At 47.4% G+C, this 618-nt stretch carries 6 tRNA genes; all 6 read right to left on the bottom strand.

Annotated elements, in window-relative coordinates:
- Positions 1-27: 27 nt before the first annotated feature.
- The 6 genes from ACYSNW_RS18175 to ACYSNW_RS18150 all read right to left on the bottom strand — a co-directional run bounded on the left by ACYSNW_RS18175 (position 28) and on the right by ACYSNW_RS18150 (position 566).
- Positions 28-117 (bottom strand) — tRNA-Ser (locus ACYSNW_RS18175).
- A 27-nt stretch (positions 118-144) separates the two neighbouring features.
- Positions 145-218: transfer RNA gene (locus ACYSNW_RS18170), tRNA-Ile, on the bottom strand.
- Positions 219-235: 17 nt separating this feature from the next.
- A tRNA-Met gene (locus ACYSNW_RS18165) sits at positions 236-309 on the bottom strand.
- A 19-nt stretch (positions 310-328) separates the two neighbouring features.
- Positions 329-401: transfer RNA gene (locus tag ACYSNW_RS18160), tRNA-Ala, on the bottom strand.
- Positions 402-409: 8 nt separating this feature from the next.
- Positions 410-483, bottom strand: a tRNA-Pro gene (locus tag ACYSNW_RS18155).
- Between the two features lie 9 nt (positions 484-492).
- Positions 493-566: transfer RNA gene (locus ACYSNW_RS18150), tRNA-Arg, on the bottom strand.
- Between the last annotated feature and the right edge of the window lie 52 nt (positions 567-618).

Below are 618 nucleotides of genomic sequence, written 5' to 3'. Positions count from 1 at the left end.
AACTGAAAATCACAATGATTATCAGAAAGGAGGATAAGGGATTCGAACCCTTGCACGGTTTTACCCGCCTGACGGTTTTCAAGACCGTTCCCTTCAGCCGGACTTGGGTAATCCTCCATATTATTAATAAGTGTCGCTACAAAATGGACCTTGTAGGACTCGAACCTACGACCGGACGGTTATGAGCCGTCTGCTCTAACCAACTGAGCTAAAGGTCCTGGCTCTTAAAAATAAATCGCGGCGAAGGGGATCGAACCCCCGACCTCCCGGGTATGAACCGGACGCTCTAGCCAGCTGAGCTACACCGCGAAAATATAAAACAATTAAATGGAGCCTAGCGGGATCGAACCGCTGACCTCCTGCGTGCAAAGCAGGCGCTCTCCCATCTGAGCTAAGGCCCCATAAAATATCGGGAAGACAGGATTCGAACCTGCGACCCCTTGGTCCCAAACCAAGTGCTCTACCAAGCTGAGCTACTTCCCGTAAAACTAATGCACCCAAAGGGAGTCGAACCCCTAACCTTTTGATTCGTAGTCAAACACTCTATCCAGTTGAGCTATGGGTGCTACATATATAAAAACAACAATTGAAAAACAATTATTGAAACATTTCAACAAC

The organism is Enterococcus sp. LJL99, assembly GCF_054871725.1.
Note: the sequence above shows the minus strand (reverse complement) of the source record. Positions and strands in the feature narration are given on the sequence as shown.